Source organism: Klebsiella sp. WP3-W18-ESBL-02, from assembly GCF_014168815.1.
Taxonomy (GTDB): Bacteria; Pseudomonadota; Gammaproteobacteria; order Enterobacterales; family Enterobacteriaceae; genus Kluyvera; species Kluyvera ascorbata_B.
This window is the reverse complement of record NZ_AP021972.1, coordinates 511,385-537,177: the sequence shown is the minus strand read 5'-3', so window position 1 is coordinate 537,177 and position 25,793 is coordinate 511,385. Positions and strand designations below refer to the sequence as shown.

Below are 25,793 nucleotides of genomic sequence, written 5' to 3'. Positions count from 1 at the left end.
TTTGCCATGCCGTGGATCCAACTGAAACTGAACACAACCGGCGAGAATGCCGAAGATCTTAGCGATGCGCTGATGGAAGCCGGTTCGGTCTCCATCACCTTCCAGGATACGCATGACACGCCGGTCTTCGAGCCGCTGCCGGGTGAAACTCGCCTGTGGGGCGATACCGACGTTATCGGCCTGTTCGACGCAGAAACTGACATGAAAGAGGTCGTTGCCCTCCTGGAACAGCATCCGCTGCTGGGCACAGGCTTTGCGCATAAAATCGAACAGCTGGAAGACAAAGACTGGGAACGCGAGTGGATGGATAACTTCCACCCCATGCGTTTTGGCGAACGTCTGTGGATCTGCCCAAGCTGGCGCGACGTGCCGGACGAGAACGCGGTCAACGTCATGCTCGATCCGGGTCTGGCGTTTGGCACCGGCACCCATCCAACAACCTCTCTGTGCCTGCAGTGGCTGGACGGTCTGGATCTGGCGGGTAAAACCGTGATCGACTTCGGCTGCGGTTCAGGGATCCTTGCGATCGCCGCACTGAAGCTGGGTGCCGCGCGCGCAATCGGGATCGATATCGATCCGCAGGCTATTCAGGCGAGCCGCGATAACGCCCAGCGTAACGGCGTTTCTGAGCGTCTGGAGCTGTATCTGCCGCAGGACCAGCCAGAAGCCATGAAAGCCGACGTGGTGGTCGCTAACATCCTGGCCGGCCCGTTACGCGAGCTGGCGCCATTAATCAGCGTACTGCCGGTTACAGGCGGCCTGCTGGGCCTTTCCGGTATTCTCGCCAGCCAGGCGGAAAGCGTGTGCGAAGCGTACGCTGACCTTTTCGACCTCGATGCTGTAGTCGAAAAAGAAGAGTGGTGCCGGATTACCGGACGCAAAAAATAATCTTCTCTCAATGCGGCCTGCGGGCCGCATTTTCCCCTACCTGTTCTCTTTTCCCCGCCATAAATGCGAGACAGATCTCATTTAGCTCTTCAATATTGTTCATAATATCATCGTTTTATCGTTCAGACGTTGGCCATTACGTAAGAATGCGAGAGAAGTTTGATGATTTTATCAATGCGCACAAATCATCCACTTTTATTTAATTTTATGATTAATATAGAAATTTATCTTCGAATCGCTTTCAGGACTGAGATTCATTGATCTACAACATCTGATTGCTCAAAGTTTGGCCTTTCATCTCGTGCAAAAAATGCGTAATATACGCCGCCTTGCAGTCACAGTATGGTCATTTCTTAACTCATGCGCATCGGACAACACCAGCTCAGAAATCGCCTGATCGCAGCGCCCATGGCTGGCATTACTGACAGACCATTCCGGACGTTGTGCTACGAGATGGGGGCAGGCCTAACCGTATCAGAGATGATGTCCTCCAACCCACAGGTGTGGGAGAGCGACAAGTCCCGGCTACGGATGGTGCACGTGGATGAGCCAGGTATTCGCACGGTGCAAATCGCCGGTAGCGATCCTGAAGAAATGGCCGGAGCCGCCCGCATTAATGTGGAAAGCGGCGCCCAGATTATTGATATCAATATGGGCTGTCCGGCAAAAAAGGTGAATCGCAAGCTCGCAGGCTCAGCCCTACTGCAATACCCGGATCAGGTGAAGGCTATCCTGAACGCGGTTGTAAAGGCGGTGGACGTTCCTGTCACACTCAAGATTCGCACTGGCTGGGCTCCTGAACACCGTAACTGTGTAGAGATTGCCCAACTGGCTGAAGATTGTGGCATTCAGGCTCTGACTATTCACGGACGCACTCGCGCCTGCTTGTTTAACGGAGAAGCTGAATACGACAGCATTCGGACAGTTAAGCAGAACGTTTCCATTCCGATTATCGCGAATGGTGACATTACTGACCCGCTTAAAGCCAGAGCTGTACTCGACTATACGGGGGCTGATGCCCTGATGATAGGCCGTGCGGCTCAGGGAAGACCCTGGATCTTTCGGGAAATCCAGCATTATCTGGACACTGGGGAGCTGCTGCCCCCGCTGCCTTTGGCAGAGGTTAAGCGCTTGCTTTGTGCGCACGTTCGGGAACTGCACGACTTTTATGGTCAAGCAAAAGGCTACCGAATCGCGCGGAAACACGTCTCCTGGTATCTCCAGGAGCACGCTCCAAATGACCAGTTTCGGCGCACATTCAACGCCATTGAGGATGCCAGCGAACAGCTGGAGGCGTTGGAGGCATACTTCGAAAATTTTGCGTAATAGAAATAAAGAGCTGACAGAACTATGTTCGAACAACGCGTAAATTCTGACGTACTGACCGTTTCTACCGTTAACTCTCAGGATCAGGTAACCCAAAAACCCCTGCGTGACTCGGTTAAACAGGCACTGAAGAACTATTTTGCTCAACTGAACGGTCAGGACGTTAATGACCTGTATGAGCTGGTACTGGCTGAAGTAGAACAGCCCCTGTTGGACATGGTGATGCAATACACCCGTGGTAACCAGACCCGCGCAGCCCTGATGATGGGCATCAACCGCGGTACTCTGCGTAAGAAACTGAAAAAATACGGCATGAACTGATACTAATCAGTTATGTTGTTGATAGAAAAGGCGCTACTCGGCATGGGGATGCGCCTTTTTTATTGCCTGCTTATGCTTCGCAATACACCATACGATAGCCCTGACCTTCAGGGATGACCCGCGCGAAGCCAGACCCGCCAAAGTGCATTCCCGCCACCAGCAGCTTTTCCTGCACCGCCTGAGCCAGAATCCGTTTACGTGATGCCTTCGCCTGCTCAGGATCGATATCAAACGCAATAGACACATCCGGCTGCGCGGTCTGAATATAGGGGAAATGTACGATGTCCCCCCAGATAATCAGGCTTTCCTGCGGCGAGTCAATCCGATAGCCCGTATGCCCCGGCGTATGGCCCGGTAGTGCAACAGGCCGAATGCCTTCTACGATCGGCTTGTCGTCCAGCAGATGGACCCTTTCGCCGTATACCGCCAGCGTCCGCCTTGCCCGGGTGAAATTGCGCTGCGCCCGCTCGTTCGCCTGCGCCAGACGTTCATCATCTTGCCAGAAAGCGACTTCATTCGGATGGAGGTACAGCTGTGCATTGGGATACACCGCATCGCCCGCCTCGTTCAGCAGACCGCCGATATGGTCCGGATGCGCATGCGTCAACAGCAACGTGTCTACCGCCTGCGGCACAACCCCAAAGTCCTGTAAATGCCCAGCGAGCTGGCCACCGACGTTGTTTGCTCCTCCCGTACCAGAATCAACCAGAATCGTTCGCCCGCGCCCGCGAATCAGATAGCCATAAATGTGCAGGTTGCCGGGATCCGTTACGCCAGCGCTGCGCTGAATCTCGCCGGCATCCGTTGTCGTAATGCCTGAGAGCAAATCCAGACTGGCGGACATGTTTCCGTCGCTCAATGCAATGACTTCAAAATCGCCAATCTGGCGAGACACACATTTCATAAGCACCTCATGATAAGCACGGTAAGTTATCGATAAGATGACAGATTGCGCATGGCCGCAACAGGGAAAGCGTAACGAGATGAAATCTTTTCAGCCCCGTTCGCGAGGCCAAAATCAACCCTTCGCCGCCCGTACCGGCGAGGCAGCCCAAAGATGTGAGTCGCAGAGAACAGACATAATATTATCCACCAGCAGCGGAGCCTGCTGATAGAGATCAAATTGCCGTGGTTCCATAAGCCAGTTTTTAATGATGCCGATAAATGCGCTATGCAAGACAATCAATATAATCTCAATATTTGTATCTACAGGTAATAATCGGTTACGTACGCATGTCTGTAAAATACCCCGCACGGTATTATAGTCAAACCCGATTTTCTGCCTGATATCCTGCTCCGACATCATATCGCTGGTAAATTCACACTTGTGATACAAAATTTGCATCAGCGCTTTCTGCCTCGGCGTTTCGGCTATATATTGCAGCCCCGCCACGAATTTATTCCTCAGCGCCAGCAACGGATTTTCATGCTCTATTGGTATCAATTTATGATGAATAAGATCGCGCAGCGGGAGCTGCGCTTGCCACATGGCATTAAACAGCTCACTCTTACTGACGAAATGCCAATATACGGCACCGCGCGTCACGCCGGCAGCCGCGGCGATATCGGTCAGCGTCGTGTTACTGACTCCGCGTAACGCGAACTGCTCAATTGCCACGTCCAGCAGCAGCTGGCGCGTTTTGAGCGCCTCTTCCCGTGTTTTTCTGGCCATACCATCGGTCGCCTGCCGCTGAATAAGCGGTGAATGGAATACTCCAGCTAATTTACCACCGCGTGACAGATAAATTTTACCAAAAAGTTTGATGGTTATTGAAAATTAATAAATCAAAAATACATATATTTCACGCAATCATATTCACCACGCAAATAACAACCACCTCTATTTTATCTGGAGAATTCTCCATTCCTGCTATTTTTGTGTTTCCGTGCCCTGGCATTCTGTTAAAAATAACTATCACTTACATCCACCGATATTTATTTGTAGGATATCGAACTGTTTCTATTCTCCCTTTCTTTCTCAGATTCGTGGTCAAAAATGGCTATCAATCTATAAGGAACCGCAATGACGAGCCACGCCAGGATTACACTCTTATCCAGCTTAATTATCTCTGCGACATTACTGAGCGGCTGCGATAATTCTGGAGATCAGCAGGCGCATGCGCCCACACCTCAGGTCATCGTTCACATCGTGAACAACGCACCGCTCTCTATCACCACGGAACTGCCGGGCCGTACTTCCGCGTTTCGCGTCGCGGAGGTGCGACCGCAGGTCAGCGGCATTATTCTGAAGCGCAACTTTGTAGAAGGGAGCGATATTGAAGCCGGGCAATCGCTTTATCAGATAGACCCTGCAACCTACCAGGCTGCGTATGACAGCGCCAAAGGCGATGCATCTAAAGCGGAAGCCGCCGCCGCCATCGCGCATCTGACGGTCAAACGCTACGTCCCGCTGCTGGGAACGAAATATATCAGCCAGCAGGATTACGATCAGGCCGTGGCTACCGCGCGCCAGGCTGACGCCGATGTTATGGCCGCGAAAGCCGCCGTTGAGAGTGCGCGTATTAATCTGGCCTACACCAAAGTGACCTCTCCCATTACCGGCCGTATCGGTAAATCCAGCGTAACGGAAGGCGCGCTGGTTACCAACGGCCAGGCGGAAGCCATGGCCACGGTGCAGCAGCTCGATCCCATCTACGTCGATGTGACTCAGTCCAGCAGTGATTTTATGCGTCTGAAACAAGAAAGCCTGCAACAGGGCGAAGGTGCCAAAAGCGTTCAATTGCTAATGGAAAACGGTCAACCCTACGCGCTGAAAGGTTCTCTGCAGTTTTCTGACGTCACCGTTGATGAGAGCACCGGCTCCATTACGCTACGCGCACTATTCCCTAACCCTCAGCATACGCTGCTGCCGGGCATGTTTGTACGCGCGCGCATCGATGAGGGAGTCAACCCGAGCGCAATGCTGGTACCACAGCAGGGCGTCACCCGTACGCCGCGCGGCGATGCCACCGTACTGCTGGTGAACGACAAAAATCAGGTAGAAATCCGCAACGTGGTGGCGGCGCAAGCCGTAGGCGACCAGTGGCTGGTCACCAGCGGCCTGAAGGCCGGTGAGAAGGTTATCGTCAGCGGGCTGCAGAAAGTACATCCGGGCGTCACCGTCAAAGCAGAAGAGGACACCGCGGCTCCGGCTGCGCAATAAGGTAGCTATCCTATGTCTAAGTTTTTTATCCATCGCCCGGTATTCGCCTGGGTTCTGGCGATCATTATGATGATTGCGGGTGGGCTAGCTATTTTACAGCTGCCTATCGCCCAGTATCCGACCATTGCGCCGCCTGCCGTGGCGATTTCTGCCAACTACCCCGGAGCAGACGCGCAGACCGTGCAGGATACCGTGACGCAGGTTATCGAACAGAATATGAACGGTATCGATAACCTGATGTATATGTCCTCAACCAGCGACTCCGCGGGATCGGTGACCATTACCTTGACCTTTAATTCAGGGACCGATCCGGACATCGCACAGGTGCAGGTGCAGAACAAGCTGCAGCTGGCTACCCCTCTCTTGCCGCAGGAAGTACAGCAGCAGGGAATCAGCGTTGAGAAATCAAGCAGCAGCTTCCTGCTGGTTGCCGGGTTTATCTCCGATAACCCGAAGACCATTCAGGACGATATTTCTGACTATATTGCTTCCAACGTAAAAGACCCCATCAGCCGACTGAACGGCGTGGGCGACGTGCAGCTGTTCGGTGCTCAGTACGCAATGCGTATCTGGCTCGACAACAATCAGCTCAACAAGTACAACCTGACGCCGGTTGACGTGATCAATCAGTTGAAGGTGCAGAATAACCAGATTGCCGCGGGCCAGTTGGGCGGTACGCCTGCCGTGAAGGGGCAGCAGCTCAACGCCTCAATCATTGCCCAAACGCGGCTGAAAGATCCGGCGGAGTTTGGCAATATTACCCTCCGCGTCAACGCCGACGGTTCTGTCGTTCACTTGAGCGATGTTGCAAAAATTGAGCTGGGCGGCGAGAACTACAACGTGGTTGCCCGCATCAACGGAAAGCCAGCTTCGGGGCTCGGTATTAAGCTTGCCACCGGCGCGAACGCGCTGGATACCGCCAATGCCATTAAGGCGAAGCTGGCGGAGCTGCAGCCGTTCTTTCCGCAGGGAATGAAGGTCGTCTATCCCTATGACACCACGCCTTTCGTCACTATTTCGATTCATGAAGTGATCAAGACGCTGTTTGAGGCCATCATTCTCGTCTTTCTCGTGATGTATCTGTTCCTGCAAAATATGCGCGCCACGCTGATTCCGACCATTGCCGTGCCGGTGGTGCTGCTGGGCACCTTCGCCGTGCTGGCGATGTTCGGCTATTCGATCAATACCCTGACGATGTTCGGTATGGTGCTTGCAATAGGCCTGTTGGTCGACGATGCCATTGTGGTGGTCGAAAACGTCGAGCGCGTGATGGTGGAAGAGCGGCTCTCTCCGGTCGAAGCAACGGAAAAATCGATGTCGCAGATCCAGGGGGCGCTGGTTGGTATTGCCATGGTGCTGTCGGCGGTCTTTGTACCGATGGCCTTCTTCGGTGGCTCTACTGGTGCCATTTATCGACAGTTTTCCATTACCATCGTGTCGGCAATGGCGCTGTCGGTGCTGGTTGCGTTGATTCTGACACCTGCGCTGTGCGCGACATTACTGAAGCCCAGCGCGGCCGGGCATCACGAAAAGAAAGGGTTCTTCGCGTGGTTCAACAATAAATTTGATCGTAGCGTAAACCATTACACCCACAGCGTAAGCGGCATTCTGCGCAATACCGGGCGCTATCTGGTTATCTACGTGCTGATCGTGGTAGGGATGGCGCTGCTGTTTGTCCGTCTGCCCACCTCGTTCTTACCGGATGAAGATCAGGGCGTATTCCTGACGATGGTCCAACTGCCCGCCGGTGCGACGCAAGAACGTACGCAGAAGGTGCTGGATACGGTCACTCAGTATTACCTGAACAACGAGAAGGCCAACGTTGAAAGCGTCTTTACCGTCAACGGTTTTAGCTTCAGCGGCCAGGGTCAGAACGCAGGCATGGCCTTCGTTAGCCTCAAGCCCTGGGAGACGCGCAGCGGTGATGAAAACAGCGTAGGGGCTATTATCAAGCGGGCGACGATGGCCTTTAGCCAGATAAAAGACGCCATGGTGTTCCCTTTCAACATGCCGGCGATTATCGAGCTGGGCACGGCAACCGGGTTTGACTTCGAGCTCATCGATCAGGGCAACCTTGGCCACACGGCGCTCACTCAGGCACGCAATCAGCTGCTGGGTATGGTGCAGCAGCATCCGGACCAGTTAGTGCGCGTACGCCCTAATGGTCTGGAAGATACCGCACAGTTCAAACTTGAAGTCGATCAGGAAAAAGCGCAGGCGTTGGGCGTTTCGCTGTCGGATATTAACCAGACTATCTCGGCGGCGCTAGGTGGCGCCTACGTTAACGACTTTATCGATCGCGGTCGTGTGAAGAAGGTGTATGTTCAGGCAGATGCCAAATTCCGCATGCTGCCGGGCGATGTCAACAATATGTATGTGCGCAGCAGCAATGGCGAAATGGTGCCATTCTCCGCTTTCGTCAGCTCACGTTGGGTTTACGGCTCTCCACGCCTGGAACGCTACAACGGCCTGCCTTCCATGGAAATTATGGGGGAAGCGGCACCGGGTAAAAGTACCGGCGAGGCGATGGCGCTGATGGAACAACTGGCCAGCAGGCTGCCGTCTGGCATCGGCTTCGATTGGACAGGAATGTCGTACCAGGAACGCTTATCCGGAAACCAGGCGCCAGCGCTTTATGCTATTTCGCTGATTGTGGTCTTTTTGTGCCTGGCCGCGCTCTATGAGAGCTGGTCAATCCCATTTTCGGTCATGCTGGTTGTTCCGCTGGGCGTTGTGGGTGCGCTGCTGGCAGCCTCATTGCGCGGTCTGAATAACGACGTTTACTTCCAGGTGGGTCTGCTGACGACGATAGGCCTATCGGCGAAGAACGCCATTTTGATCGTCGAGTTCGCCAAGGATCTCATGGAGAAAGAGGGCAAAGGGGTTATTGAAGCTACGCTTGAAGCGTCACGCATGCGCCTGCGCCCCATTCTGATGACCTCGCTCGCCTTTATTCTCGGCGTTATGCCGTTGGTCATCAGTCGAGGTGCAGGGAGCGGCGCGCAGAATGCGGTCGGCACCGGTGTTATGGGTGGGATGTTGACGGCTACCTTGCTTGCCATCTTCTTCGTACCAGTGTTCTTCGTCGTTGTCAGACGACGCTTCAGTCGACACCGTGAGTAATCGACAAAATGCTTCATGACAGGGCGCCTTCGGGCGCCTTTTTTATATCCAAAGTTTCGCAATCGCAGTAAACTCAATACATTAGCAATCACATCCACCGACAGTGCTAACCAATACACCATTCCGTTATTTTCTTCTGCATTATTTCTGCATAATCCGGCGGATAATCTCTCGTCTTCTCCATGATATTTACGTAACACATAAATTGAGATTATTTCCCCTATCAGAAAGCCCGTGTACAGGTGATAAAATAAGCCATTCCGTAATACGTTCCTGACGGGCGTAATGAAACGGATTATTCAGAGGCTATATCATGAAAAAATTTATTCTGGTGACGCTGCTGGCAACGCTGCTGGCAGGCTGTGCGCACGACTCCCCTTGCGTACCGGTCTATGACGACCAGGGACGACTGGTTCACACCAATACCTGCATGAAAGGCACCACGCAAGATAACTGGGAAACAGCTGGCGCGATCGCCGGCGGCGCAGCGGCGCTGGCAGGGTTGACGTTGGGCATTGTAGCGCTGACGAAATAACCTAATGGTGGGAGGATGCCGTTCCTCCAGACCTCCTCTCGCGCTGGCTATTATTGTGAAGATAATACCAGCGCGTTTTTTATGCGTAATAGATCTGTATTGTTTATTCTGTTCAGAATAAATAACGTCATAAAGAATAAAGAGATAACACATCTCTTTATTTCCCATCTAGCGTTAACATTCTATTAAATATTTAACGGGTAATACCCTGCAGGTTAATCTGTAAACCGGATAACGCACGTCGAGGAGGTCAGCATTACGTAAATGATAATTCAGTCAGACACCTGGGCTAGGTAGACAACCGGAAACAGTGCTTTTTTATTTTTTTCGCCAACGCAAAAAGGCCATCCTTTCGGATGGCCTTCTGCTTTATTTGATGCCTGGCAGTTCCCTACTCTCGCATGGGGAGACCCCACACTACCATCGGCGCTACGGCGTTTCACTTCTGAGTTCGGCATGGGGTCAGGTGGGACCACCGCGCTACGGCCGCCAGGCAAATTCTTTACTAAGCGCCGAACTTTAACCTAAAAAAGTGGTGCTGATACCCAGAGTCGAACTGGGGACCTCACCCTTACCAAGGGTGCGCTCTACCAACTGAGCCATATCAGCACGCTAAATTTGATGCCTGGCAGTTCCCTACTCTCGCATGGGGAGACCCCACACTACCATCGGCGCTACGGCGTTTCACTTCTGAGTTCGGCATGGGGTCAGGTGGGACCACCGCGCTACGGCCGCCAGGCAAATTCTGTATTAACCCGCTTTTCGCCGGTCAATGTAATCTGTAATCAATGCTGAAAATCGTCTCAATTTCGCCAAAACAGCTTCGGCGTTGTAAGGTTAAGCCTCACGGTTCATTAGTATCGGTTAGCTCAATGTATCGCTACACTTACACACCCGACCTATCAACGTCGTCGTCTTCAACGTTCCTTCAGGAGACTTATAGTCTCAGGGAGAACTCATCTCGGGGCAAGTTTCGTGCTTAGATGCTTTCAGCACTTATCTCTTCCGCATTTAGCTACCGGGCAATGCCATTGGCATGACAACCCGAACACCAGTGATGCGTCCACTCCGGTCCTCTCGTACTAGGAGCAGCCCCCCTCAATTCTCCAGCGCCCACGGCAGATAGGGACCGAACTGTCTCACGACGTTCTAAACCCAGCTCGCGTACCACTTTAAATGGCGAACAGCCATACCCTTGGGACCTACTTCAGCCCCAGGATGTGATGAGCCGACATCGAGGTGCCAAACACCGCCGTCGATATGAACTCTTGGGCGGTATCAGCCTGTTATCCCCGGAGTACCTTTTATCCGTTGAGCGATGGCCCTTCCATTCAGAACCACCGGATCACTAAGACCTGCTTTCGCACCTGCTCGAGCCGTCACTCTCGCAGTCAAGCTAGCTTATGCCTTTGCACTAACCTCCTGATGTCCGACCAGGATTAGCTAACCTTCGTGCTCCTCCGTTACTCTTTAGGAGGAGACCGCCCCAGTCAAACTACCCACCAGACACTGTCCGCAACCCGGATCACGGGTCTACGTTAGAACACCAGCCATTAAAGGGTGGTATTTCAAGGTTGGCTCCACACGAACTGGCGTCCGCGCTTCAAAGCCTCCCACCTATCCTACACATCAAGGACCAGTGTTCAGTGTCAAGCTATAGTAAAGGTTCACGGGGTCTTTCCGTCTTGCCGCGGGTACACTGCATCTTCACAGCGAGTTCAATTTCACTGAGTCTCGGGTGGAGACAGCCTGGCCATCATTACGCCATTCGTGCAGGTCGGAACTTACCCGACAAGGAATTTCGCTACCTTAGGACCGTTATAGTTACGGCCGCCGTTTACCGGGGCTTCGATCAAGAGCTTCGCGTTGCCGCTAACCCCATCAATTAACCTTCCGGCACCGGGCAGGCGTCACACCGTATACGTCCACTTTCGTGTTTGCACAGTGCTGTGTTTTTAATAAACAGTTGCAGCCAGCTGGTATCTTCGACTGATTTCAGCTCCATGGGTAAACCACTTCACCTACATATCAGCGTGCCTTCTCCCGAAGTTACGGCACCATTTTGCCTAGTTCCTTCACCCGAGTTCTCTCAAGCGCCTTGGTATTCTCTACCTGACCACCTGTGTCGGTTTGGGGTACGATTTGATGTTACCTGATGCTTAGAGGCTTTTCCTGGAAGCAGGGCATTTGTTACTTCAGCACCGTAGTGCCTCGTCATCACACCTCAGCGTTAAAAGAAGTCCGGATTTACCTAAACTTCCCGCCTACATGCTTAAACCGGGACAACCGTCGCCCGGCTAACATAGCCTTCTCCGTCCCCCCTTCGCAGTAACACCAAGTACAGGAATATTAACCTGTTTCCCATCGACTACGCCTTTCGGCCTCGCCTTAGGGGTCGACTCACCCTGCCCCGATTAACGTTGGACAGGAACCCTTGGTCTTCCGGCGTGCGGGTTTTTCACCCGCATTATCGTTACTTATGTCAGCATTCGCACTTCTGATACCTCCAGCAAACCTCACAGTTCACCTTCAACGGCTTACAGAACGCTCCCCTACCCAACAACACATAGTGTCGCTGCCGCAGCTTCGGTGCACAGTTTAGCCCCGTTACATCTTCCGCGCAGGCCGACTCGACCAGTGAGCTATTACGCTTTCTTTAAATGATGGCTGCTTCTAAGCCAACATCCTGGCTGTCTGAGCCTTCCCACATCGTTTCCCACTTAACTGTGACTTTGGGACCTTAGCTGGCGGTCTGGGTTGTTTCCCTCTTCACGACGGACGTTAGCACCCGCCGTGTGTCTCCCGTGATAACATTCTTCGGTATTCGCAGTTTGCATCGGGTTGGTAAGTCGGGATGACCCCCTAGCCGAAACAGTGCTCTACCCCCGAAGATGAATTCACGAGGCGCTACCTAAATAGCTTTCGGGGAGAACCAGCTATCTCCCGGTTTGATTGGCCTTTCACCCCCAGCCACAAGTCATCCGCTAATTTTTCAACATTAGTCGGTTCGGTCCTCCAGTTAGTGTTACCCAACCTTCAACCTGCCCATGGCTAGATCACCGGGTTTCGGGTCTATACCCTGCAACTTAACGCCCAGTTAAGACTCGGTTTCCCTTCGGCTCCCCTATACGGTTAACCTTGCTACAGAATATAAGTCGCTGACCCATTATACAAAAGGTACGCAGTCACCCCATAAAGAGGCTCCCACTGCTTGTACGTACACGGTTTCAGGTTCTTTTTCACTCCCCTCGCCGGGGTTCTTTTCGCCTTTCCCTCACGGTACTGGTTCACTATCGGTCAGTCAGGAGTATTTAGCCTTGGAGGATGGTCCCCCCATATTCAGACAGGATACCACGTGTCCCGCCCTACTCTTCGAGTTCACAACCTGTGCATTTTGGTGTACGGGACTATCACCCTGTACCGTCGGACTTTCCAGACCGTTCCACTAACACACAAGCTGATTCAGACTCTGGGCTGCTCCCCGTTCGCTCGCCGCTACTGGGGGAATCTCGGTTGATTTCTTTTCCTCGGGGTACTTAGATGTTTCAGTTCCCCCGGTTCGCTTCATTACGCTATGTATTCACGTAATGATAGTGTGACGAATCACACTGGGTTTCCCCATTCGGAAATCGCCGGTTATAACGGTTCATATCACCTTACCGACGCTTATCGCAGATTAGCACGTCCTTCATCGCCTCTGACTGCCAGGGCATCCACCGTGTACGCTTAGTCGCTTAACCTCACAACCCGAAGATGTTTCGTAAAACACCATCGTGTTGCGAAAATTTGAGAGACTCGAACACACCGCTTATCTGTTCTTATTACGGAGAACAGACACAGTGTGTCGTTTCAATTTTCAGCTTGATCCAGATTTTTAAAGAGCAAATATCTCAAACAAGACTCGGAAGTCTGTTTTGAGATACTAAGGTCGGCGACTTTCACTCACACTAACCAGCAAGTGGCGTCCCCTAGGGGATTCGAACCCCTGTTACCGCCGTGAAAGGGCGGTGTCCTGGGCCTCTAGACGAAGGGGACACTGAAGTCTCAATCGCAAGACGCCTTGCTATTTACTTTTCATCAGACAATCTGTGTGAGCACTTCAAAGAACGCTTCTTTAAGGTAAGGAGGTGATCCAACCGCAGGTTCCCCTACGGTTACCTTGTTACGACTTCACCCCAGTCATGAATCACAAAGTGGTAAGCGCCCTCCCGAAGGTTAAGCTACCTACTTCTTTTGCAACCCACTCCCATGGTGTGACGGGCGGTGTGTACAAGGCCCGGGAACGTATTCACCGTAGCATTCTGATCTACGATTACTAGCGATTCCGACTTCATGGAGTCGAGTTGCAGACTCCAATCCGGACTACGACATACTTTATGAGGTCCGCTTGCTCTCGCGAGGTCGCTTCTCTTTGTATATGCCATTGTAGCACGTGTGTAGCCCTACTCGTAAGGGCCATGATGACTTGACGTCATCCCCACCTTCCTCCAGTTTATCACTGGCAGTCTCCTTTGAGTTCCCGGCCGGACCGCTGGCAACAAAGGATAAGGGTTGCGCTCGTTGCGGGACTTAACCCAACATTTCACAACACGAGCTGACGACAGCCATGCAGCACCTGTCTCAGAGTTCCCGAAGGCACCAAAGCATCTCTGCTAAGTTCTCTGGATGTCAAGAGTAGGTAAGGTTCTTCGCGTTGCATCGAATTAAACCACATGCTCCACCGCTTGTGCGGGCCCCCGTCAATTCATTTGAGTTTTAACCTTGCGGCCGTACTCCCCAGGCGGTCTATTTAACGCGTTAGCTCCGGAAGCCACTCCTCAAGGGAACAACCTCCAAATAGACATCGTTTACGGCGTGGACTACCAGGGTATCTAATCCTGTTTGCTCCCCACGCTTTCGCACCTGAGCGTCAGTCTTCGTCCAGGGGGCCGCCTTCGCCACCGGTATTCCTCCAGATCTCTACGCATTTCACCGCTACACCTGGAATTCTACCCCCTCTACGAGACTCAAGCTTGCCAGTTTCAAATGCAGTTCCCAGGTTGAGCCCGGGGATTTCACATCTGACTTAACAAACCGCCTGCGTGCGCTTTACGCCCAGTAATTCCGATTAACGCTTGCACCCTCCGTATTACCGCGGCTGCTGGCACGGAGTTAGCCGGTGCTTCTTCTGCGAGTAACGTCAATCACTAAGGTTATTAACCTTAATGCCTTCCTCCTCGCTGAAAGTACTTTACAACCCGAAGGCCTTCTTCATACACGCGGCATGGCTGCATCAGGCTTGCGCCCATTGTGCAATATTCCCCACTGCTGCCTCCCGTAGGAGTCTGGACCGTGTCTCAGTTCCAGTGTGGCTGGTCATCCTCTCAGACCAGCTAGGGATCGTCGCCTAGGTGAGCCGTTACCCCACCTACTAGCTAATCCCATCTGGGCACATCCGATGGTGTGAGGCCCGAAGGTCCCCCACTTTGGTCTTGCGACGTTATGCGGTATTAGCTACCGTTTCCAGTAGTTATCCCCCTCCATCGGGCAGTTTCCCAGACATTACTCACCCGTCCGCCACTCGTCACCCGAGAGCAAGCTCTCTGTGCTACCGTTCGACTTGCATGTGTTAGGCCTGCCGCCAGCGTTCAATCTGAGCCATGATCAAACTCTTCAATTTAAGTTTGATGCTCGTGAATTAAACTTCGTAATGAATTACGTGCTCACTCAGAGACTTGGTATTCATTTTTCGTCTTGCGACGTTAAGAATCCGTATCTTCGAGTGCCCACACAGATTGTCTGATAAATTGTTAAAGAGCAGTGCAACACGGCTTTCGCTCACTGTTGCGAGGTGGCGTATATTACGCTTTCCTCTTTCAGAGTCAACCCTGATTTTCAGGATTTTTTCTCTTCAACCGAACCGGCTATTTAGTGTGAAGTGATTCACGTTTGCCGTCTCAGTGGGTGCGCATTATAGGGAACTTTGCTTTTTGCACAACCCCTTTTCTCAACTTTTTTTCTAAGTGTCGTTTTTTCACACTTTTCGCGCTGTAAGTGTTCAATTTGCTTAATTTTTGAGATGAGAAACCGACAAATTGAGCTGATAATGAACAGCTATTCCACCATGACACCGTTTTAATGAGGTAAACATGTCAGCCGTTTTACGCCGCTATAAAGATTTATTCCCCGTCATCGGCGATCGCGTGATGATTGATCCTACCTGCGCGATCGTAGGTGACGTCCGCCTGGCCGACGATGTCAGCATCTGGCCACTGGTTGTCGCACGCGGCGACGTTAACTACATCCAGATCGGCGCGCGCAGCAATATTCAGGACGGCAGCGTGCTCCATGTGACGCATAAGTCAGAAAAGAACCCGGTAGGCAATCCGCTGATCGTCGGCGAAGACGTTACCGTCGGTCATAAAGTGATGCTGCACGGCTGCACCATTGGTAATCGGGTATTGGTCGGTATGGGTTCTATTCTACTGGACGGCGTAATCGTTGAAGACGACGTCATGATTGGTGCTGGTAGCCTGGTGCCTCAGCATAAACGTCTGGAAAGCGGTTATCTTTATCTGGGAAGCCCGGTCAAACAGATTCGACCGTTGAAAGAGGCCGAACTGGAAGGATTGCGCTATTCGGCCAATAACTATGTGAAGTGGAAAGACGACTATCTGGATCAGGAAAGCCAGACCCAGCCCTGATCGTCCTCCTGTTGGTCGCGAATAAGATCGCTGGCTTCTTCTTCCAGATCCCAGCGATTCTCGCTAAACAGCGCCAGCCACTGCCGAGGTTCGTCCCCGCCAAAGCGACGAACCATGGTTTCCGCACTTAAAGCACACATTAACTGCATACCATTCACCAGCGCTGGAAAACAAACCGCCTGGAGGTCAGCACGCCACTCTTCGCGGTCAGGAAACTGGATCGCCTGATTCATGCGCCTAGCTCACGTTTGAGAGATGCAATGACCGGTTCAACGTCTGGTAAAACGCCATGCCACAGCAGAACCGCATGCGCCGCCTGGCCCACCAGCATCCCTAATCCATCTGCATAACGTTTTGCGCCATGCTGAATGCACCAGGCCAGAAAGGCCGTATTACCCTTTTGATAAAACATGTCGTAACAGCAAACCTGCGGGCCCACCAACGACGCCGGAATTGATGGTATCTCACCTGAAATTCCGCTGGATGTCGCATTAATGATCAGATCAAATGCATGCTCAGCTAGCTCAGACATCGGCTGCGCGCTCACGCTGCCGGTATGACGAAACAGTTCAGCGAGCGTTTGCGCTCTCGCATATGTACGGTTAGTGATGGTGACATGGCAGTCGAGCGAGAGCAGCGGCAACAGCACGCCGCGCGCCGCGCCACCAGCACCAATCAGTAAAACACGACAGCCCGGTTTAATCAGATGAAGCCGTTCCAGATCGCTCAACAGGCCGATGCCGTCGGTGTTATCACCGAGAATACGCCCATCATCGAGACGCTTGAGCGTATTGACTGCGCCTGCCAGAGCGGCGCGCTCAGTCAGCTCGTCGGCACGAGCGAATGCTTCTTCTTTAAAAGGAACCGTAACGTTCGCCCCTTTACCGCCCTGCTGGAAAAAGGCTTCCAGCGTCGGAACAAAACAATCTAACGGCGCCAGCATGCGGCCATACGGGTGCGCAATCTTGAGCTGTTCGGCAAACTGCTGATGAATAAACGGCGATTTGCTGTGTGCAATCGGGTTACCAAAAACGACGTAGCTTTCCATACGTTACCCCTGGCGAAAACGTTCACCCGTCAGGGCATCAAGAATTTCTGACGGATTCATCCGCCCCCCGGTTGGCGCATCAACAACGGGGAAGTCATCGCCAAATTGCGTGAGCACTTCCGCCGTAGTGCGGCACGGAGGCAGACCCGTCAGGTTAGCACTGGTCGACACCAGCGGTTTACCATAGGCCTTGCAGAGCGCAATCACGACAGGGTGATCGGTAACACGCACGGCCAGAGAGTTAAAGCGGCCGGTCAGCCAGGCAGGCGTCGTTGGCTTCGCCGGGAAGACAAACGTCACCGGCCCCGGCCAGCGAGCGAAGACCGTTGCGCGCTGCGCTTCGGTTAGCAGGCTGTCGTCAATATACGGTTGGAGCTGTTCAAAGCTAGCGGCAATGAGGATTAATCCTTTTTCAACCGGGCGCTGCTTCAGCGCCAGCAGACGCATAACCGCTTCTTCACTATCAGGATCGCAGCCGACGCCGAACACGGCTTCGGTCGGATAAGCGATGACTTCTTTATTATTCAGAGCAACAACCGCACGCTGTACGGCCTCTGAGGGCAGGTTTTTATTCACTGATTTGTTTCGCCGGAACCGGCTTTCCACATTGTTTACTGGCACAAAAACGTTTTACGCCCTGCGCCGTTTTCTTTTCGATAAGCAGCGGGTAGTGGCACTCAGGGCACTCTCCCGCAACCGGAGTGAAGTTAATGACGAACTGACATTCCGGATAGCGATCGCAAGAATGAAAGGTTTTGCCATAGCGGGAACGACGCTGCACCAGCTTGCCTTGCTGACAGGCCGGACAGGAAATTGCCGTTTCATCTGGCTTATCAATAACTTCAGTATGCTCACATTCCGGATACTGGCTACATCCGATGAACATACCAAAACGCCCTTGACGCAGCACCAGCACGGCACCACACGCGGGACACAGCTGCCCCTCCAGAATCTTCACGATATGTCCGTCCGCCTGGCTTTTCAGGGGACGGACATAATCGCATTCCGGATAATGAGAGCAGCCCAGGAACGGCCCATGCTTGCCGGACCGTATGACCAGTTCGGCCCCGCACTGTGGGCAGGGCTCGTGTTTAGGCACCGAAAACAGCGCTGATTTGACCATAACAACTCTTGATGCCGCATAATGAATTAATGCAGCATACCTTCATTCGTCTCGAAGAGTAATTCTTCCATTTGTTGATACGCGTTTTCACAGCCTGGAAGATTGAATAGCACCATTAAAATGACCCATTTCAGCTCTTCCAGCTCAAACTCTGCGGTATCCAGAGCCATCACGCGCTCAATAACCATTTCCCGCGTTTCGAGGTTTAGCACCTGAATCTGCTCGAGAAATAACAGGAACCCGCGACAGCTGGCATCCAGACGTTGGCTCTCTTCCTGAGTAAAAATACGCACGGAGAGAGGATCGGACGCAAGTTGCATCGGTTCAGCGAGGCCTTCCTGATAGTCGGCGAGCTTTTCCAGCCATATCAGCGCGTTGAAGATATCTTCACGTTCGAACCCTGCATCGGTGAGATCCCGAGTCAGTTTGTCCTGATCTACGCGCATGTCTGTTTCGTTATGGATGTAGGTCTCAAACAAATACATTAGTACGTCGAACATGGCCTGCCCTCCTTAATCGGACATAGCCGCCGGGTACAGCTGCGATCCATCCTGCTAACTCCAGTTCAAGTAGCTGGGCCACGGTCACTGGCACAGGTTGGCCGGCACGTTCAGCGACGACGTCAACAGGTGTTACCTCATCTCCTACGTTAGCCAGGAGCTCAGGAAATGGCAATGCTACGGATTCCTTATCTGCACAATAATTTGTCATTTCGGCACAATCAGGCAACTGTTTGTTTAGGCCCTGAAAAAATGCCAGAACATCTTCAGGCTCCGTCACCATCACGGCGCCCTGTTTAATCAGCCAATGTGGCCCTTCCATTCCCGGGTGGCCGATCGGGCCTGGAATGGCGAAAACCTCTCTGCCTTGCTCAAGCGCACAGCGTGCAGTCACTAACGAACCACTGCGCAGCGCCGCCTCCACAACCAGCACGCCATGGCTTAGCCCGCTGATGATGCGATTTCGTCGTGGGAAATGGTACGGCGCAGGCGTAGCCGCCAGAGGGAATTCAGACACCAGCGCGCCGCCGCACGCAACAATATCGTCAGCCAGAGCACGATGCCGACGAGGATAAATATGGTTCAGCCCGCTGCCAAGGACGGCGATCGTACCGCCTCCCGCCCGCAGCGCACCACGATGAGCCACGCCGTCAATACCCAGAGCCAGCCCGCTGGTAATCGTCATGCCGCGTTTTACCAACGCTTCGCAAAGATAGCGCCCCCAACGTTCACCATAGAGTGAATGCTGCCGGCTGCCGACAACGGCAAGCTGCGGCGACGACAGCAGCGGCAAATTGCCGCGCACGCACAACACCGCCGGATAATCAGCAATCGATCGCAGCGCCTCTGGATAGCGTGGCGAATCCGCATAGAGAAGATGGTTGCCTGGTTCTGCGAGCCAGCGGTTGGCCTCAACCATCTCAGTTGAGGAAAAAGCGAAAAAGCGCTCAGCCTGTTTCACGGTAAAGCCCAGCGAACAAAGCGTCTGGCGGGTAATAGCGGCCTGCTGGCGCAGCGCGCACAGCACATGCAGCATACCGTCGCCGTATAAATCATTTACCTTCAACAAACGAAAGGCCAATTCCTCGGGTGACATCCTTTCCCCCTTGCCACATGCGGCATGAGCAATCTTTGCGATTGGTCAGTGACTCTGTCAATTAGAGGGGGTTTTGTCTAGAATAGAGGTAATAATGTTTCCTACTCCTGAACAGAACTCTGGATATTTATGGCAGTTTTGCAAGTATTACATATCCCGGACGAGCGTCTTCGCAAAGTCGCCGCCCCGGTAAAAGAAGTAAATGACGAAATTCAGCGTATTGTCGACGATATGTTCGAAACCATGTACGCCGAAGAAGGTATTGGCCTGGCCGCGACCCAGGTCGATATTCATCAGCGTATTATCGTTATCGATGTTTCTGAGAATCGTGACGAGCAGCTGGTGCTGATCAACCCGGAGCTGCTGGAAAAAGACGGCGATACAGGTATTGAAGAAGGCTGTCTGTCTATTCCCGAGCAGCGTGCACTCGTACCGCGCGCCGAGCGTGTTAAAATTCGCGCTATCGGCCGTGACGGTAAGCCGTTTGAACTGGAAGCCGATGGCCTGCTGGCTATCTGTATTCAGCACGAGATGGACCACCTGGTCGGTAAGCTGTTTATCGATTATCTGTCGCCGTTAAAACAGCAGCGTATTCGTCAGAAAGTTGAAAAACTGGATCGCCTGAACGCGCGTGCCTAAGGATAAGGATTAACGTGTCAGACTCCCTACGTATTATTTTCGCGGGTACGCCCGATTTTGCAGCGCGTCATCTTGACGCGCTGCTGTCGTCTGAGCATCAGGTCGTTGGCGTGTTTACCCAGCCCGATCGCCCTGCCGGTCGCGGCAAGAAGCTGATGCCGAGCCCGGTCAAAGTCCTGGCAGAAGAGAAAGGGATCCCCGTCTTCCAGCCGGTTTCCCTGCGCCCAGAAGAAAACCAGAAGCTGGTTGCTGACCTGCAGGCCGACGTCATGGTCGTGGTCGCCTACGGGCTCATCCTGCCGAAAGCCGTGCTGGCGATGCCACGCCTCGGCTGCATCAACGTTCACGGTTCCCTGCTGCCGCGCTGGCGCGGCGCGGCGCCGATTCAGCGCTCGCTATGGGCCGGTGACAGCGAAACAGGCGTCACCATCATGCAGATGGACGTAGGTCTGGACACTGGCGACATGCTGCACAAGCTTTCCTGCCCGATTACCGCTGACGATACTAGCGCCAGTCTGTATGACAAGCTGGCTGAACTCGGCCCACAGGGTCTGCTGCATACGTTGCATCTGCTGGCCACCGGTACGGCGAAGCCTGAAGTTCAGGATGAAGCGCTGGTGAGCTATGCCGAAAAGCTCAGCAAAGAAGAAGCCCGGGTAGACTGGACGCTGGGCGCTGCTCAGCTAGAACGCTGCATCCGCGCCTTTAACCCATGGCCGATGAGCTATATCGTCATTGACGAACAGCCGGTCAAAATCTGGCAAGCAACGGTAATTGATAAGCCTGCAAACGCCGAGCCAGGGACCATTCTTGAAGCCAGCCGCCAGGGGATACAGGTCGCCACAGGTGACGGCATCCTGAATCTTCTCTCGCTGCAGCCAGCAGGTAAGAAAGCCATGAGCGCCCAGGATCTGCTGAATTCACGCCGGGAGTGGTTCGAGCCCGGAAACCGTCTGCTCTGACGGTTCGTACCTTTTTAAAGCCCGGAGTCTCCGGGCATTTTTATTTTTACGGTTATGAAAAAATATCTTAATTTACGCAGTATGGCGGCCCAGGCCGTTGAACAGGTTGTCGAAAAAGGGCAGTCTCTAAGCAACGTGCTACCGGCATTACAGCAAAAAGTGGCCGATAAAGATAAAGCGCTGCTGCAGGAACTGTGCTTCGGCGTGCTGCGCACGCTTTCGCAGCTTGAGTGGATGATCCAACAGCTGATGGAACGCCCGATGACGGGCAAACAGCGCACGGTTCACTACCTGATCATGGTTGGTGTTTACCAGCTGCTGCATACCCGTATTCCCCCACACGCCGCGCTGGCCGAAACCGTTGAGGGCGCGGTCGTCATTAAGCGTCCTCAGTTGAAAGGGCTAATCAACGGCGTGCTGCGTCAGTTCCAGCGCCGCCAGGAAGAGCTACTGGCCGAATTCGCGCAAAGCGATTTGCGTTTCCTTCATCCTTCCTGGCTGGTGAAGCGTATTAAGTCTGCCTATCCCCAGCAGTGGGAAGCCATTCTCGAGGCCAATAATCAGCGCCCGCCAATGTGGTTGCGCGTCAACCGCAACCATCATACGCGTGACGCCTGGCTTGGCCTGCTCGCGGAAGCCGGCATGACGGGTTACCCCCATCCAGAGTATCCGGATGCCGTGCGTCTGGAAACGCCAGCACCCGTGCACGCCTTGCCGGGGTTTGACGAAGGCTGGGTGACCGTACAGGATGCGTCCGCTCAAGGGTGTATAAACTATCTGCTGCCGGAAAACGGCGAACAGATCCTCGATCTGTGCTGTGCGCCAGGCGGTAAAACAACTCATATTCTGGAAGTCGCACCACAGGCCGATGTTATGGCGGTGGACGTCGATGAAAAGCGGCTTTCACGCGTTTATGACAACCTGAAGCGCCTGGGAATGAAAGCGACGGTAAAACAAGGCGATGGTCGTTATCCTGAGCAATGGTGCGGCGAGCAGCAGTTCGATCGTATTCTGCTGGATGCGCCGTGTTCTGCGACCGGCGTCATTCGCCGCCACCCTGATATTAAATGGCTGCGCCGGGATCGAGACATCGCCGAGCTGGCCCAGCTACAGGCCGAAATACTCAATGCCACCTGGGCGCATCTGAAACCAGGCGGTACGCTGGTGTACGCCACCTGCTCCATTCTGCCGGAAGAAAACCAACAGCAAATTGCCGCATTCCTGGCCCGTACGCCGGATGCCGTACTCTGCGAGACCGGCACGCCCGAGCAGCCAGGCCGCCAGAATTTACCCGGTGCCGAAGAAGGTGATGGCTTCTTCTACGCTAAGCTAATCAAAAAGTAATGAGATAACGGGTCGCAACTGATGAAAATTATCATTCTGGGCGCCGGACAAGTCGGCGGCACGCTGGCGGAAAACCTGGTCGGGGAAAACAACGACATCACCATCGTTGACACCAACGGCGAGCGCCTGCGCAGCCTGCAGGACAAATTCGACCTCCGCGTTGTGCAAGGCCATGCCTCACATCCTCGCGTGCTGCGCGAGGCGGGTGCTGACGATGCCGATATGCTGGTTGCTGTGACCAGTTCGGATGAAACGAATATGGTCGCCTGCCAGGTCGCCTACTCATTATTCAATACGCCTAACCGTATCGCACGAATCCGCTCACCGGACTATGTGCGCGACGCCGATAAGCTGTTCCAGAGCGACGCCGTACCGATCGACCATCTCATCGCGCCTGAGCAGCTGGTCATTGACAACATCTACCGCCTGATCGAATACCCGGGTGCGCTGCAGGTCGTCAATTTCGCCGAAGGCAAGGTCAGCCTGGCAGTAGTGAAGGCGTATTACGGTGGCCCGCTGGTGGGTAATGCCCTGTCGACTATGCGCGAGCATATGCCGCACATTGATACCCGCGTGGCGGCCATCTTCCGTCATGATCGCCCTATTCGTCCGCAGGGTTCCACTATCGTGGAAGCCGGGGATGAAGTGTTCTTTATTGCCGCATCACAGCATATTCGCGCGGTCATGAGCGAGCTTCAGCGGCTGGAAAAACCGTATAAGCGCATCATGCTGGTTGGCGGCGGTAATATCGGCGCCGGCCTGGCACGCCGTCTGGAAAAAGATTACAGCGTGAAGCTGATTGAACGTAATCAGCAGCGCGCGGCCGAACTGGCAGAGAAGCTGCAAAATACCATCGTCTTCTTTGGTGATGCATCGGATCAAGAGCTGCTGGCGGAAGAGCATATCGATCAAGTTGATCTGTTCATCGCCGTCACCAACGACGATGAAGCGAATATCATGTCCGCAATGCTGGCCAAGCGGATGGGCGCCAAAAAAGTGATGGTGTTGATCCAACGCCGCGCCTATGTCGATCTGGTTCAGGGCAGCGTTATCGATATTGCGATCTCGCCACAGCAGGCCACGATCTCTGCGCTGTTGAGCCACGTGCGCAAAGCGGATATTGTTGGCGTCTCGTCACTGCGTCGTGGCGTTGCCGAGGCAATTGAAGCCGTTGCTCACGGTGATGAAAGCACATCGCGGGTGGTTGGGCGCGTGATTGACGAAATCAAACTGCCGCCGGGTACGATTATCGGCGCAGTGGTCCGCGGGAATGACGTTATGATTGCCAATGATAATTTGCGCATTGAACAAGGCGATCACGTCATTATGTTCCTGACCGACAAAAAATATATTTCCGACGTAGAGCGATTGTTCCAGCCCAGCCCCTTCTTCCTTTAATTTTCCAAAGGCGCTCAAAAGGGCGCCTTTTTATTAACCCTCTCATATTTCAGGGTTAATTAATGCCGTCATATTTATTATCACCAATGGAAATTAGATAAACATTTGTTAAACTTATAAACGTCAGCTAGCACAAGGGAGAATAAAATGAGCATTATTAAAGAGTTTCGCGAATTCGCGATGCGGGGAAATGTTGTTGATTTGGCAGTGGGTGTCATTATTGGTGCGGCGTTTGGCAAGATTGTGTCATCCCTCGTTGCAGACATCATCATGCCGCCGCTGGGTCTTTTAATCGGTGGGATTGATTTCAAACAGTTTGCAGTGACGCTGCGTGACGCACAGGGTGATATTCCTGCCGTGGTCATGCATTACGGCGTATTCATCCAGAACATATTTGATTTTATTATTGTCGCTTTCGCTATCTTTATGGCCATTAAGCTGATGAACAAGCTTAACCGTAAGAAAGAAGAACCGGCTGCCGCTCCGGCGCCAACAAAAGAAGAAGTGCTGCTGTCCGAAATTCGCGATCTGCTGAAAGAACAGAATAACCGTTCTTAATCAGGCCGCAGAAAGCAGAAAGCCAGTGGTAAAAAAGCACATTGCTTGTTTGCCACTGGCCTCCCGACCATATTGTTTACCGTGTTTTTCCTTACGTAAGTAGCTCCCTTTCCCTTTTTTGTTTTTCTCAACGCGCTGACGAAACAGCGGGTCATGCAACAGCGCTTCAAGCGCATTATCTTTAATCTGCCCCTTCGTATGCTGATAGCGGCTCATAAAATATCTCCAGTTGGGGTTATTGATACGCGGCGAGTGTAGATCTCATGGTTCAAAAATTCAACAATGATTTCACGACGCCCCAGCGCCCTGTTCAAGAATACTGAGAATGGAGCAAAATTCACTGCTGTGCGCGCTTCCACAGCAGGCATCATTCAGCTGTTTGAGCGCGTGCTGCATCGACTGCAGCTCTTCAATACGCAACTCCACTTCGCTGAGTCTGGCCTGGACAATGCTCTTAGATTCCTGGCAGGTATGGTGTTCCGGATCCACACGGATCGACAACAATTCGCGGATCGATTCGAGTGTAAAACCAAGCTGCCGCGCATAACGAATGAACTTCAGACGTTGAAGATCGTCGGCAGTATAGAGCCTGAACCCGCCTTCGGTGCGTACATCATGGCTCATCATCTGCTGCTTTTCATAATAACGGACGGTGTCAGGCGTGACACCTGCCTGTTTTGCCAGCTCGCCAATTCGGTACATTGCTACTCCTCGTTAATTTTTTGCATGAGTTTATCGGCATAATCACCGCGCAAAAACTCGGTGCTCAGTCCCGCCTGCTGGAGCTTTAGCTCCATCAGCGCCAGCCTACGGCTCAGCTCATGGTAACGCCCGTCCTCCCGACGAATGCCTTTCAGCAGGTCGGCCAGCGCCATCGCCTCTTTACGTTGTTCAAGCTCAGGAGGTAAACAGCCTGCATTCTTCAACAGCCGGTAGCCGGAACGCAGTTCTGCCGGTACGGCGGAATCATCATCTAGGCTCAGCGGTTCACCCTGACCAGGAAGGTTATCAAATTCGCCTTTACGCTGGGCATCGCTGATATGACGTTCAGCCCATTGGTCCAGTAGCCACATCATTCGACTCCGT

23 protein-coding genes, 2 tRNA genes and 4 rRNA genes are annotated in these 25,793 nt (G+C 53.2%); 12 read left to right on the top strand and 17 right to left on the bottom strand.

What is annotated here, in order from left to right; genetic code table 11:
- Positions 1–6: 6 nt before the first annotated feature.
- From prmA to fis, 3 genes are all read left to right on the top strand, one after another.
- On the top strand, positions 7–888 hold the full coding sequence (gene prmA / locus H7R56_RS02655) for a 50S ribosomal protein L11 methyltransferase (protein WP_106927351.1): 882 nt from the start codon (positions 7–9) through the stop codon (positions 886–888).
- Positions 889–1,248: 360 nt separating this feature from the next.
- The gene (gene dusB, locus H7R56_RS02650; RefSeq protein WP_106927353.1) at positions 1,249–2,214 is read left to right on the top strand and encodes a tRNA dihydrouridine synthase DusB; all 966 of its coding nucleotides are present in this window, start codon (positions 1,249–1,251) and stop codon (positions 2,212–2,214) included.
- 24 nt (positions 2,215–2,238) lie between these two features.
- A complete protein-coding gene (gene fis / locus H7R56_RS02645) occupies positions 2,239–2,535 on the top strand; it encodes a DNA-binding transcriptional regulator Fis (RefSeq protein ID WP_000462905.1) in 297 nt (98 codons plus the stop codon).
- Positions 2,536–2,605: 70 nt separating this feature from the next.
- On the opposite strand, the gene H7R56_RS02640 is transcribed toward fis, so the two are convergent.
- Together H7R56_RS02640 and envR are read right to left on the bottom strand one after the other, a co-directional pair.
- Entirely contained in the window at positions 2,606–3,439 is an 834-nt protein-coding gene (locus H7R56_RS02640) for an MBL fold metallo-hydrolase (RefSeq protein ID WP_106931001.1), read from the bottom strand.
- A gap of 114 nt (positions 3,440–3,553) precedes the next feature.
- Entirely contained in the window at positions 3,554–4,207 is a 654-nt protein-coding gene (gene envR, locus H7R56_RS02635; RefSeq protein WP_106931003.1) for an acrEF/envCD operon transcriptional regulator, read from the bottom strand.
- Between the two features lie 351 nt (positions 4,208–4,558).
- On the opposite strand from envR, the gene H7R56_RS02630 reads away from it, so the two are divergent.
- The 3 genes from H7R56_RS02630 to H7R56_RS02620 all read left to right on the top strand — a co-directional run bounded on the left by H7R56_RS02630 (position 4,559) and on the right by H7R56_RS02620 (position 9,356).
- Positions 4,559–5,698 carry an efflux RND transporter periplasmic adaptor subunit gene (locus H7R56_RS02630; protein WP_106931005.1) on the top strand — a complete coding sequence of 380 codons (1,140 nt, stop codon included), beginning with the start codon at positions 4,559–4,561 and terminating at the stop codon, positions 5,696–5,698.
- 12 nt (positions 5,699–5,710) lie between these two features.
- On the top strand, positions 5,711–8,821 hold the full coding sequence (locus H7R56_RS02625; RefSeq protein ID WP_106931007.1) for an efflux RND transporter permease subunit: 3,111 nt from the start codon (positions 5,711–5,713) through the stop codon (positions 8,819–8,821).
- 313 nt (positions 8,822–9,134) lie between these two features.
- A complete protein-coding gene (locus H7R56_RS02620) occupies positions 9,135–9,356 on the top strand; it encodes a lipoprotein (protein ID WP_035891258.1) in 222 nt (73 codons plus the stop codon).
- 378 nt (positions 9,357–9,734) lie between these two features.
- Here the strand turns inward: H7R56_RS02620 and rrf (H7R56_RS02615) are convergent.
- The 6 genes from rrf (H7R56_RS02615) to H7R56_RS02590 form a co-directional block, all read right to left on the bottom strand.
- Positions 9,735–9,850, bottom strand: a 5S ribosomal RNA gene (gene rrf, locus H7R56_RS02615).
- A gap of 39 nt (positions 9,851–9,889) precedes the next feature.
- Positions 9,890–9,965 (bottom strand) — tRNA-Thr (locus H7R56_RS02610).
- Positions 9,966–9,979: 14 nt separating this feature from the next.
- A 5S ribosomal RNA gene (gene rrf / locus H7R56_RS02605) occupies positions 9,980–10,095 on the bottom strand.
- A gap of 94 nt (positions 10,096–10,189) precedes the next feature.
- Positions 10,190–13,096 (bottom strand): 23S ribosomal RNA (locus tag H7R56_RS02600).
- Between the two features lie 219 nt (positions 13,097–13,315).
- Positions 13,316–13,391 (bottom strand) — tRNA-Glu (locus H7R56_RS02595).
- A gap of 85 nt (positions 13,392–13,476) precedes the next feature.
- Positions 13,477–15,015 (bottom strand): 16S ribosomal RNA (locus H7R56_RS02590).
- Together the 16S, 23S and 5S rRNA genes with 2 tRNA genes alongside form the textbook arrangement of a ribosomal RNA operon.
- A gap of 469 nt (positions 15,016–15,484) precedes the next feature.
- On the opposite strand from H7R56_RS02590, the gene H7R56_RS02585 reads away from it, so the two are divergent.
- On the top strand, positions 15,485–16,039 hold the full coding sequence (locus tag H7R56_RS02585; RefSeq protein WP_106930870.1) for a gamma carbonic anhydrase family protein: 555 nt from the start codon (positions 15,485–15,487) through the stop codon (positions 16,037–16,039).
- Here H7R56_RS02585 and H7R56_RS02580 read toward each other — a convergent pair.
- From H7R56_RS02580 to dprA, 6 genes are read right to left on the bottom strand one after another with little or no spacing between them, the layout of a single operon-like run.
- The gene (locus H7R56_RS02580; RefSeq protein ID WP_106930868.1) at positions 16,015–16,272 is read right to left on the bottom strand and encodes a DUF1488 family protein; all 258 of its coding nucleotides are present in this window, start codon (positions 16,270–16,272) and stop codon (positions 16,015–16,017) included. The genes H7R56_RS02585 and H7R56_RS02580 overlap by 25 nt on opposite strands.
- Positions 16,269–17,087 (bottom strand): shikimate dehydrogenase, encoded by an 819-nt coding sequence (gene aroE / locus H7R56_RS02575; protein ID WP_106930866.1) that lies wholly within the window; start codon positions 17,085–17,087, stop codon positions 16,269–16,271. The genes H7R56_RS02580 and aroE overlap by 4 nt, the downstream gene beginning before the upstream one ends.
- Positions 17,088–17,090: 3 nt before the next feature.
- Positions 17,091–17,663, bottom strand: coding sequence for an L-threonylcarbamoyladenylate synthase type 1 TsaC (gene tsaC / locus H7R56_RS02570; protein ID WP_106930864.1), 573 nt, complete (start codon positions 17,661–17,663; stop codon positions 17,091–17,093).
- Positions 17,656–18,210: a DNA topoisomerase family protein gene (locus H7R56_RS02565; protein WP_106930862.1), complete on the bottom strand. Its 555-nt coding sequence runs from the start codon at positions 18,208–18,210 to the stop codon at positions 17,656–17,658. The genes tsaC and H7R56_RS02565 overlap by 8 nt, the downstream gene beginning before the upstream one ends.
- A 26-nt stretch (positions 18,211–18,236) precedes the next feature.
- Positions 18,237–18,710, bottom strand: coding sequence for a DUF494 family protein Smg (gene smg / locus H7R56_RS02560; RefSeq protein WP_106930860.1), 474 nt, complete (start codon positions 18,708–18,710; stop codon positions 18,237–18,239).
- Positions 18,682–19,806, bottom strand: a complete 1,125-nt coding sequence (dprA, locus tag H7R56_RS02555) for a DNA-protecting protein DprA (protein WP_106930858.1) — start codon at positions 19,804–19,806, stop codon at positions 18,682–18,684. Before dprA ends, smg begins: the two co-directional genes overlap by 29 nt.
- A gap of 129 nt (positions 19,807–19,935) precedes the next feature.
- On the opposite strand from dprA, the gene def reads away from it, so the two are divergent.
- From def to mscL, 5 genes are all read left to right on the top strand, one after another.
- Positions 19,936–20,445, top strand: a complete 510-nt coding sequence (gene def, locus H7R56_RS02550; RefSeq protein WP_106930856.1) for a peptide deformylase — start codon at positions 19,936–19,938, stop codon at positions 20,443–20,445.
- Between the two features lie 14 nt (positions 20,446–20,459).
- A complete protein-coding gene (fmt, locus tag H7R56_RS02545; RefSeq protein ID WP_106930854.1) occupies positions 20,460–21,407 on the top strand; it encodes a methionyl-tRNA formyltransferase in 948 nt (315 codons plus the stop codon).
- Between the two features lie 54 nt (positions 21,408–21,461).
- Positions 21,462–22,751: a 16S rRNA (cytosine(967)-C(5))-methyltransferase RsmB gene (rsmB, locus tag H7R56_RS02540; protein WP_106930852.1), complete on the top strand. Its 1,290-nt coding sequence runs from the start codon at positions 21,462–21,464 to the stop codon at positions 22,749–22,751.
- 21 nt (positions 22,752–22,772) lie between these two features.
- Positions 22,773–24,149 carry a Trk system potassium transporter TrkA gene (gene trkA / locus H7R56_RS02535; RefSeq protein ID WP_106930850.1) on the top strand — a complete coding sequence of 459 codons (1,377 nt, stop codon included), beginning with the start codon at positions 22,773–22,775 and terminating at the stop codon, positions 24,147–24,149.
- A 147-nt stretch (positions 24,150–24,296) separates the two neighbouring features.
- Positions 24,297–24,707: a large-conductance mechanosensitive channel protein MscL gene (gene mscL, locus H7R56_RS02530; protein ID WP_106930848.1), complete on the top strand. Its 411-nt coding sequence runs from the start codon at positions 24,297–24,299 to the stop codon at positions 24,705–24,707.
- On the opposite strand, the gene H7R56_RS02525 is transcribed toward mscL, so the two are convergent.
- The 3 genes from H7R56_RS02525 to H7R56_RS02515 all read right to left on the bottom strand — a co-directional run bounded on the left by H7R56_RS02525 (position 24,708) and on the right by H7R56_RS02515 (position 25,780).
- Positions 24,708–24,923, bottom strand: a complete 216-nt coding sequence (locus tag H7R56_RS02525; protein ID WP_106930846.1) for an alternative ribosome-rescue factor A — start codon at positions 24,921–24,923, stop codon at positions 24,708–24,710. It lies immediately after the preceding gene.
- A gap of 72 nt (positions 24,924–24,995) precedes the next feature.
- Positions 24,996–25,409: a Zn(2+)-responsive transcriptional regulator gene (gene zntR / locus H7R56_RS02520; protein WP_106930844.1), complete on the bottom strand. Its 414-nt coding sequence runs from the start codon at positions 25,407–25,409 to the stop codon at positions 24,996–24,998.
- A gap of 2 nt (positions 25,410–25,411) precedes the next feature.
- Entirely contained in the window at positions 25,412–25,780 is a 369-nt protein-coding gene (locus tag H7R56_RS02515; protein WP_106930842.1) for a DnaJ family domain-containing protein, read from the bottom strand.
- Between the last annotated feature and the right edge of the window lie 13 nt (positions 25,781–25,793).